Raw genomic sequence first — 9,111 nt, 5'->3', positions numbered from 1 at the left:
GTCCCCTCCACCAGCACCGTGTCGTCCCACGACGCGTACACCTCACGGCTGCCCGACGGATTCCGGAAGAACAGCGTCACACTCTCAGACGTGTAGCCCTGCGGCTGAACACTAGGCATTGACCTGCTCCCCTTCAGCGATGAACGTGTCGACTCGGAGGGGCTTGCGGGTTTCGACCATGATGATCTCCCACTCGATCCGGTCGTAGGCGTCCGCGGCGTCCCTGACCGCGTCGTGAACCTCCTGCGGCCAGCCGTGGTGGATGCCTTGCGGGGCGTGGTCGATGAGGCCGCGCGGCAGAGGCTGACCGAAGGCGGAGCCGCCATGGATGATGACGACCTCGTCGAAGTCGGCGTTGCGGTGGTGGAACGGCGCCCGCTCCACACCGGGGGTCGACTCCGCGGGCCGGGGCAGCAGGTTGAGCATGGTGAAGCCCGGGCCCGACAGAAAGACGTGCATCGACGGCGGCAGGTGGACGGTGTCGGACGTGATGACGTTCCAGTCCGCGATGTTGAAGGCGAAGGGGTAGAGGTCACCCTTCCAGCCGAGGACGTCGAACGGGTGGGACTCGTAGACGACGTCGGCGTACTCGCCGTCGTACTTCACCCGGACCCGATATTCCCCGGGCTCGGTGACGGCGTCCCCGAGGACGGGGAGTCTCAGCCGGTCGGGGTCGAACGGAGCATGCCGACCGAGGCCGGAATAGTTCGGGAAGTGCGGCTGGCCGCCGTAGGCCTCGATGCCGAACAGGTTCAGCGGCTCGTCGACGATCCAGCGCCGGGTCGAGCCCTTGGGGATGAACACGTAGTCCCCGACACCGAACTTCAGCGCCCCGTACTCCGACTCGAGCGTGCCGCTTCCCTGGTGGACGAACCAGACCTCGTCGCCGTCCACGTTCCGGAAGAGCCACGGCATGGATTCCTGCCGGCGGCTGGACCAGATGGAAAGGTCGCTGTTGTAGAACAGGCGTTGGGGAACACCGTCGGCAGAAACGCTGTCACTCGTCTTGAGTACGTTGCTGTCGAACTGGGTGTTGCGGAAACGGCCCTCGGTGCGGAACTTCTGCGGATCCCCCTGACGGTAAAAGAGCGTCGTGGGGCCGTCGAATCCTTCCCGACTCAGCTCGTCCTCGACGAGTCCATTGAGGTCGCGGTGCGCCTGAATGGGTGTGCGGCCCTGCTTGACCTGATGGATCGAACGGTATGGAGACATGGCTGTCTCACCTTTCGGTGAATAGATTCCGGGCGGCTCTGAGATGGCCACCGGCGGCCCTTGAATTAGCCGGTTGACGTATCCACTACCGTATGGGTCGACCCCAAAGTCGTCAAGCGCTTTACGATCTGAATCATGATGAGGCTCCCACGCCGTCCAGGGAAGCGTTCGAAACCTTTGGCTCATCGGCATGGGAGCCCTGTTCACGGCCGCATGACGCCAGCCGTCACCGGGTGTCGACGGCCTCGGCCACCGTCCGGAGCAACTCCATGAGCTGGCGCTGCTGATCCGGACAGAGGGAGCTCAGCAACTCCTCCTCCAGGGCGAGCTGGCCCTTCATCGCGGGCTCCATGTGGACCCGGCCGGCGTCGGTGAGCTGTACGACGACCAGCCGTCGGTCGTCCCGGACGGGCTTACGCCGCACCATCCCGGCCGCCTCCAGCTTGTTCACGGCGCTGCTCACCGCCGCGCGGGTCGACATGGTCAGCTCGGCCAGCCGCCTGATCTCCAGGTCGCCTTCGCTCCAGAGGAAGACGAGCAGCCGGAAGCCGGCCCACGACCAGCCGTACTGCCGGTGGTAGGCGTCCGACCGCGTCGCCAACTGCATGGAGGTGCGCAGCAGGTTCACGACAACAAGCATCCGAACGTAGCCTTCTTCGGACGCCAGGCCTGCTTGCAGATGCTTCTTGGTGAGCAGCTCGGCCGACTGGGATCGGTCGCTTGACGTCATGATCATCTTCGTTTCTGTCGATCTGCATTGAGGGAAGAAGGTCACACATCGAGCGCGCCCTCGCGCTTTCGCGCCTTCATGTGATTTTCCCTCAGTACGCGACCGAACGGAGACGTGCCCTGCCCCCCTCTTCCGCCGTGCAGGCGGCTCGGCGCCCGCACGGCCGCATGGGCGCCGCACATTCCATGTGCGCCCGGGCCGGGGGGTGTTGCCGCCGAGCACAGGAAGGTCCCGGGCAGTCCGACGTCGTAGGGATGCCGGGTCATGCGTGGTCCGGCCAGCAGCTGCGGGATGTTCTTGGCGCCGGTCATGATGTTCCCGCTGGCGCAATTCGGGTTGTACACGGCGAAAGCGAGCGTAGTGCGTACGGCGGCGCCGACAATCAGGTCCCGGAATCCCTCCGGGGCGAACCACTCGATCTGGGCGGTGATCGCCTCCGTGGCGTCGCCGGCGTACCCGTGCGGGGCATGGGTGTAGCTCCCTACCGGGTACATGGCGCCGACCGACCGCTGCGGATCGGCCAGATACTGCTGTGGCAGGTCCGATGGATCGACGCACCGACTCGTGAGGCGCCGAGGTCACGTCACGACACGGATCGGCCGGCCGGCGACGAAGGCGGCGATGTTCTCCACGGCATGCCGGTAGAAGACGTTGTAGTTGCCTTCTGTCACGTATCCGATGTGCGGGGTGACGAGGGCGTTGTCCAGTGTCCGCAGGGCATGGTCCACGGGCAGAGGTTCGACGTCGAACACGTCGAGGGCGGCTCCGCCGATCGTCCCCTTCCGCAGGGCGCGGACCAGGGCGTCCTCGTCGACGATGGGCCCCCGGGAGGTGTTGACCAACAGGGCGGTGGGCTTCATCGCGGCGAGTTCGGTCGCCCCGACCAGGCCCCGGCTGCGCTCGCTGAGCACGATGTGGACGGACAACACGTCGGCGTGTGCGAACAACTCCTGCCTGCTCACCGCGGTCACCCCGTGCTCCGCGGCCTTCTCGGCGGTGAGGTTCTGGCTCCAGGCGATGGTCTCCATACCGAAGGCCTGGCCCACCTTGGCCACGCGGGAGCCGAGCCGGCCCAGGCCCAGCAGGCCGAGTGTCCTGCCCTCCAGCATGGTGCCCACGCCCATCTGCCAGCCGCCCTCACGGACATGCCGCGTCTCGGCGGGCAGATTTCTGACCGCGGCGAGGATCAACGCCCAGGTGAGCTCCGCGGTGGCGGAGGCGTCGGGGTATCCGGTACGACAGACCGTGATGCCCTGGGCATTGGCCGCCGGGATGTCGATGGAGGCGTTCCCCGGGCCGGTGGTCACCAGCAGTTTCAGTCGCTCGAGCCGCCGCAGCACGTCGGCCGGGAAAGGCGTCCGCTCCCGCATAGCCACCACCACGTCGAAGTCGGCCAGCTGGGAGGCGACCGCGTCCGCGTCGGGGAAGGCCGCGTTGAACACCTGCACGTGCGCCCTGAGTGAGTGCCAGTCGGCATGCTTCCGTGCCACGTGCTGGTAGTCGTCGAGTACCGCGATACGCAGATCGTTCATTGCAGCTTCCGATTCCTCAAGGTTCCTCAAGGGCGAGTCTCTGGCGCCGTTCACGGGTGAAAGTCCCAGCACCGCGTTGAGATGAGGCTGGTCCGGCTGATTCGAACAGGCCGGGCTCACTTTCGGCAAGGAGCCGTCGGCGCGATGGCACGGCGATCAGTCAGGTCGCAGGATACGGCCGTATCGTCGCGGCTCTTTCCTCACCCCGGCCATGCGCCCAGCACATGGTCCCGGAAGGCACGCGAGGCGGACGGCAGCGGGCGGTCGGTGAACCAGGCGACGTCGGTCAACCGGGTGCACGTGGGGCTGGTCACCGGGATGAGGGGCACAGCAGCGTGGTCCGGCGCGGCGCCGGCCTGCCAGCCAGTTTCCGGCGAACCTGCCCGGGCTATGACCCCCAAGACGTCACAGCGAGATCTGAAAGACGTACTGAACGCTCCACTGGAAGTGGAAGTGCCGCGATGTGCCGTCGTTCCACTCAGCGCGGTTGCAAGTTCCGGGATCGCGTAGATCGTCCGTACCCGGCGGGAGTTGACGCCGCAACAGGACAGGCACGAGACCGGTGATCATCAGGGTGTCTACGCCAGCTGATCACATCGAGGTCCCGTGCCTGCCGCTCCATCCTCCCCGGTCCCTGCCGCCCTGGCGAAACTGGGCCCCATTCACCAGCACGACACCGGCCGCCTGCGCGCCCACCTGCGGCGCGTCCCCGACCCGCGTTCGCGTCGCGGGCGGTGATAACCCCTGGTCGGCTTGCTGCTGATCTGCGCCTGCGCAGTCGTCTCCGGCGCCCGGACCATCACCGAGATCACCGAGTGCGGACAGCGCGCCACCACCACGGTGCTGGAACGCCTCGGCATCCGCCGCCATCTGCCCGGACGTCGCCGCGCACCGTCTCATGCCACCCTCACCCGGCTCCTGGCCGCTCTCGACGGCGATGCCCTGGACGCCGTGATCGGCGCCTACCTGGCCGGACACGACCACACCGACGCCGGCACCACCGACTCGGCGCCGCGGCCGGCGATCGCGGTGGACGGCAAGGCGCTGTCCGGCTCGGCACACCGGCAGCAGCGCCACCGTCACCTGCTGTCCGCCGTCACCCACGCCCCCACCGTGCGCCTGGCCCAGCGGGAGGTGAGGGCCAAGACCAACGAGACGGCCGCCTTCCGCCCGCTGCTGGAACCACTCGACCTGACCGGCACCGTGGTCACCTTCGACGCCCTGCACAGCGTCAAGGACCAGGTGCGCTGGCTGGTGCAGGAGAAGAAGGCCCACTACATCGCGGTGATCAAGGGAAACCAGCCGACCGCGTCGGCCCAGCTCAAGACCCTGCCGTGGGAACAGGTGCCGGTAGCGCACACCGTCTCCGGGACCGGGCACGGCCGGCGGGAGTCCCGCTCGGTCAAGACCCTGGCCATCGCGGCGAACCTGGGCGGGATCGCCTTTCCTCAAGCCCGGCTGGCCCTGCGCATCCACCGGCGCCGCCAGGAGAACGGCAAGCGGCAGACCCGGGAGACGGTCTACGCCGTCACCAGCCTCGATACCCACCAGGCCAGCCCAGCTGACCTGGGCGGATACGTCCGCGGGCACTGGGGGAATCGAAAATTCCAGCCACCACATCAGAGATGTGGTGTTCGCCGAGGACGCCTCCACCGTCCACACCGGCAGCGCGCCGCGGGCGATGGCCGCTCTGCGGAACCTGGCCATCGGCAGGCTGCGGCTGCGCCGCAAGACACCACCGCGCCGCTCCGGCACCGGCGGCAAGCGGGGCAAACGACCGGAGCACCGGGGTCGGGCTGGCCTGGTCGGCGGACCCGGACTGGGTCCTGCCGCACTACCCGGGTGGGTCCTGCGGCTGCGGGGCTGACCTGGGCGAAGCCGCTGACGAAGGGGTCGCCCGATCCCATCAGGTTCCACGAGGCGCATCCCAGCCGTACCACCGGAACCGCTGAGGATCCCGGCGGACCAACACCCGGACACCTCACCCCGGAAGAGTTTCAATCACTTGCGTCCGATGCATTGGCCGCAGGGGCAGCGGTCCGATCAACCGGTACTGACGGGGTGGGCGATTTGATCAGATAGACGTTGGCAGACTGACAGCACATCGAAGCTCCGGTCGATGCGAGCGACTTGATCGGTCACCGGCATCAACCGGAACTTCGTTGCGTACGGACCGGACCGACCACGCATCGTCATACGCCATCGCGACGTGCAGCTCACGTGATCACCAGGACTTTGAACCGTCCTGGTCCCCGACCCTTACTCAGAAGACGATGTACCTCTTGGTGAAGGTGATCGTCTGGCCGTCCTGGTATCCACTAATGTTGAGGACCTCAAAACCACTACCGAGCGACCCGGCGCTCCAGTCTAGGGATGGGCCGGCGGGGGCACTTATCCTCCACCACCAGCCGTTGGGGCCGGGAACAAGGGAGCACTGGTTCGTGTCGACCGTGAACCAACTCGTCTGGGCATACCTATTGTCCTGGTTGTATCCCCCCAAGCGGTAACCGGCGCCGGCGCCGCTGCTGCATATGCGGATCTGGACGGACGGGTCGGCGGCCTGGGCGGCCGTGGTGGTCGCTAGGAGGCTGGAGACCACCAGGGCGGCCACGGTAAAGGCGGAGGCTGCGATACGTCTGCCCCGGCCCGCGCTTGTTGTGCGGCGTCCAAAGAATGACAGCGCAGCAGCAAACGCGCCAGCCTTCATCAAGCGCGCCTTCTGCCGTCTCGTTGGCTGCTTCATCATGGATTCGCTAACAGCTGACATTGCACTCCGTTCCAGTTAGAGAATTGCACGCAAACTTCCGCGGCAATCCGTACGTTAATATTTTCGACCGATCCGGCCCGGATTCGTGTTGCTTATCTCAGCGCTGGACCATCGGCACGTCGCCCAGGACAGACGTCAGTCCGTGGTCGTTTCACGATCACGGCGCGCATGGCACTCCTCGATGACGGGTGGAGGGCTGTCGTTGGGGAAAAGGATCGTCCCGCCGACCGGCGCTCGTATCAGCCAGTGCACAGTGCGGATGGCCAGTCGTGATCGACGGACCGCCACCGAGGACCTCCGGTCGGCCAACTGGTCCGGCCGATCAAGAGAACGGGCTTTGCGCCAAACACTGAGCCTTTCCCAGTAAGCGCCCGTCGCTCGCTGTGATCGCGATGCTGGCGCTGCGGCCCGTGTGGGCCCCAAGTCCGGTACTTCAGCCCGTCGTTCACGTGACGTGATGATGATCGGAACGGGGTTGCCGTCTTCTCTACGACCCGGATGCCGACGACGTCGTCCAGGCGGAGCTCGCCGCCGACGCCGCGGCCCGCCGCCGCCTGGGAAGCCGAGCTGCGCGAAGCCGCCTGGGTCGCGGCCCGCGCCGATGAGCTCCAGGCGCTGCGCGAGCTCGGCACGCTGGAACAGACCGAGCCCCGCGAAGGCGACGAAGCCGCCCGGGACGAACTCACCGGCGGGCCGGCTCGTACGTGCAGAAGGACGTCGACGCCTGGCTCGCCCACGCCCTGTCCGTGCACCGCGGGCACAAGCGGATCCCGCCGTCCGCGCGGCCGCCGCCGATCTGCTGCCGACGCATCTCCTCGCCCACGCCGCGCTACTCACCGAACTCGCGCACAAGGCTGAGTGGGTCATACGCGGGCGGTTTCGGGGGTTCGGGGTTCGTAGAAGGTGCCGTCGCGGAGCATTGCGAACAGCACGCTGATGCGGTGGCGGGCCATGCGGAGAAGGGCTTGCGTGTGGGTCTTTCCGCAGGCCCGGCATCGGTCGTAGTAGGTGCGGGAGGCGGGATCGTACAGGGCGGCGAACGCGGACAGGAACATCGCGTGTTTCTGCTGCCGGTTGCCGCCTCAGGGTGCGTGTTCGCCGTGGACCGAGGTTCCCGACGACTTCGTCGTCGGGGCCAGGCCGGCGTAGGAGGCGAGGTGGGCGGCGCTGGGGAAAAGCTGGTGCCGTCGCCGACGGTTACCGGCAGCACTGCGGCGGTCCTGACCGCGACCCCCGGCATTAGGTCAGGACCTCGGAAAGAGGGTGGTCCTCCAGTAGGGCTTTGATCTGGGCTTCCAGGGCCCGGCGCTGTTCGTGAACGGCGGCGAGGGATCGGGCCAGCGACGGGATCACGACGTCCAGGGTGCCCATGCCGGGGACGACGACGGTCTGTTCGTCGAGTGCGTCGAAGACCTCATCGATCAGCCGCTGGGCCATGCGGGGGGCCTTGGGCCGGATCACCTCGACCAGCCTGCGTCGGCCGGCCTTTCGTAGCGCGGACGGAGAGCCGTAGCGTTCCAGCAGCCAGGTCACGGCGGGGTGGTCCAGGCGGGGGCCGAGGACGCGTTCCAGCGGAGGGCGAACTGGGTGAACAGGCCGCGTATCCGGTTGCTGGTGCGGGTGGCTTCGGCTGCGAGGTCCTGGTCGAAGCCGACGAGTACGGTCAGTTCGGCGGTGATCTCGTCGGTCAGTTCCAGGGAGCACAGGGTGTGCGGCATGGTGCGTGCCGCGTCCGCGATCACAGCGGCGTCCTTCGCGTCGGTTTTCGCCTCGCCGGGGTAGAGGTCGGCGATCCGCCGCATGGACAGGCCGGGTATCCCGGGCGACGGTCAGGGGCAGGGCTCCGATCGAAGCCGGCTGGTCCACGATCACCAGCACGGTGCCGAACTTCGCGGCCAGCTTGTCGAACACGGCCCGCAGTTTCGGCTCGCTATTGGGCAGCTGCTTGTCGAAGACCTTCTTGCCGGCCGGTGTGAGCCCGTGGCCCTCATGCAGGGCCGCGCAAAACATAGCGGGGGAGGCGCCCGGCGGTGGTCGATCATGACTGGCCATCCGCACTGTGCACTGGCTGATACGAAGCCTCGGCGGTGGGACGACACTTGCCGCGAGGGCGGTCCCCCACCCGTCCGCGAGGAGAGCGATGCGTGCGGCGATCGTGCACCACTACGGCCAGACACCGGTCCTGGGCGGGATACCCACCCCGCGGCCGGGATCCCGCCAGGTGCTGATCAGCCTGCGGACCGCAGCCCTCAACCCCATCGACGGCCGGCTCTCGCGCGGCGACTGGCGCATCATGCTCCCCGGTGCCATGGATCTCGACATGGCGGCGGCACTGCAGACGATCGGTATGACCGGTCTCGCCCTGACGACCTGGTCGAACCACTCAGCGGCAGGGCTGTCCTGATCGTGCTATGGCATGGCCGAGATCATCGACCCTACGGCCCTCGCCGTTCCGGAGGCGGTGCAGCGGGCGCATCCCGACGACGTCGACGCACTGATCGACCTCGTGAGCGACACGGACCACTGCTCCTCACTGGCCAAACTCGTCCGCCCCGGCGGCTCGACCTTCGGCGTGCCCATGCCGTCCATGCTCATCGACCACGCCCTGCAAGGCATCCGCCACAGCTGGCCCTGGCGGTCCACGAGCCGGTCCGGGACGCCGGGGGCACCTACGACCGAGGCGTGCGGGAGATCCTCATCGAAACCCACAGCCCCTCCTTGTCACATTGCTCAACGAAGTGGAGAAAGACCATGTCAAGTTCTGAACTGCGGGATTACACGTCTGAGAGTGTGACGCTGTTCTTCCGGAATCCGTCGGGCAGCCGTGAGGTGTACGCGTCGTGGGACGACACGGTGCTGGTGGAGGGGAC

8 protein-coding genes and 1 pseudogene are annotated in these 9,111 nt (G+C 67.2%); 2 read left to right on the top strand and 7 right to left on the bottom strand.

Going from position 1 to position 9,111, the window contains the following annotated elements:
* Positions 1–111: 111 nt before the first annotated feature.
* The 4 genes from ACFYXF_RS51565 to ACFYXF_RS51550 form a co-directional block, all read right to left on the bottom strand.
* Positions 112–1,212, bottom strand: a complete 1,101-nt coding sequence (locus tag ACFYXF_RS51565) for a homogentisate 1,2-dioxygenase (protein ID WP_389361334.1) — start codon at positions 1,210–1,212, stop codon at positions 112–114.
* A gap of 226 nt (positions 1,213–1,438) precedes the next feature.
* Entirely contained in the window at positions 1,439–1,942 is a 504-nt protein-coding gene (locus ACFYXF_RS51560; RefSeq protein ID WP_389361332.1) for a MarR family winged helix-turn-helix transcriptional regulator, read from the bottom strand.
* Positions 1,943–1,983: 41 nt separating this feature from the next.
* On the bottom strand, positions 1,984–2,436 hold the full coding sequence (locus ACFYXF_RS51555) for a hypothetical protein (protein WP_389361330.1): 453 nt from the start codon (positions 2,434–2,436) through the stop codon (positions 1,984–1,986).
* A gap of 84 nt (positions 2,437–2,520) precedes the next feature.
* Positions 2,521–3,474 (bottom strand): D-2-hydroxyacid dehydrogenase family protein, encoded by a 954-nt coding sequence (locus ACFYXF_RS51550; RefSeq protein ID WP_389361328.1) that lies wholly within the window; start codon positions 3,472–3,474, stop codon positions 2,521–2,523.
* Between the two features lie 753 nt (positions 3,475–4,227).
* Between ACFYXF_RS51550 and ACFYXF_RS51545 the strand changes: the two genes are divergently transcribed.
* Positions 4,228–5,556 (top strand): ISAs1 family transposase, encoded by a 1,329-nt coding sequence (locus tag ACFYXF_RS51545; protein ID WP_389361326.1) that lies wholly within the window; start codon positions 4,228–4,230, stop codon positions 5,554–5,556.
* 181 nt (positions 5,557–5,737) lie between these two features.
* Here the strand turns inward: ACFYXF_RS51545 and ACFYXF_RS51540 are convergent, their stop codons facing one another.
* Positions 5,738–6,181, bottom strand: coding sequence for a hypothetical protein (locus tag ACFYXF_RS51540; protein WP_389361324.1), 444 nt, complete (start codon positions 6,179–6,181; stop codon positions 5,738–5,740).
* A gap of 923 nt (positions 6,182–7,104) precedes the next feature.
* A pseudogene (locus tag ACFYXF_RS51535) lies at positions 7,105–8,251 on the bottom strand (IS110 family transposase).
* A 130-nt stretch (positions 8,252–8,381) separates the two neighbouring features.
* Here ACFYXF_RS51535 and ACFYXF_RS51530 point away from each other — a divergent pair.
* A complete protein-coding gene (locus ACFYXF_RS51530; RefSeq protein WP_389361322.1) occupies positions 8,382–8,645 on the top strand; it encodes a hypothetical protein in 264 nt (87 codons plus the stop codon).
* Between the two features lie 5 nt (positions 8,646–8,650).
* On the opposite strand, the gene ACFYXF_RS51525 is transcribed toward ACFYXF_RS51530, so the two are convergent.
* Entirely contained in the window at positions 8,651–8,950 is a 300-nt protein-coding gene (locus ACFYXF_RS51525) for a hypothetical protein (protein ID WP_389361320.1), read from the bottom strand.
* Positions 8,951–9,111: the final 161 nt, after the last annotated feature.

Origin of the sequence: Streptomyces sp. NPDC002680, from assembly GCF_042889145.1 — a bacterium.
Taxonomy (GTDB): domain Bacteria; phylum Actinomycetota; class Actinomycetes; order Streptomycetales; family Streptomycetaceae; genus Streptomyces; species Streptomyces adonidis.
This window is presented reverse-complemented; position numbering and strand designations above follow the sequence as displayed.